1 pseudogene is annotated in these 238 nt (G+C 42.0%); it reads right to left on the bottom strand.

The window, feature by feature from the left end:
- A pseudogene (locus Q4563_RS22445) lies at positions 1-206 on the bottom strand (Tol-Pal system beta propeller repeat protein TolB); the annotation flags it as partial.
- Positions 207-238: the final 32 nt, after the last annotated feature.

Below are 238 nucleotides of genomic sequence, written 5' to 3'. Positions count from 1 at the left end.
GCATAATTCAAATTAAAGCGCGTACGTTCACGATTGGTCGTCACATAAATAAGCCGGGTTGAAAATACTCCAGGAATACCCGTCAGTTTTTCAAAAACATAATCACTGATGTAATGGGCGATATCCCGTAATTGACTGGCTTTGCCTTTAACCCGGTGCCGTAGTAACTCTACTTTCTGATGAACATCCAGAACATGGAATTCCATAGCATATCCGCTATCATCGATCGAAATACGGC

This window comes from Gilvimarinus sp. 1_MG-2023 (genome assembly GCF_030548285.1).
The sequence above is the reverse complement of the archived record's forward strand: the minus strand, read 5'-3'. Positions and strand labels throughout refer to the sequence as shown.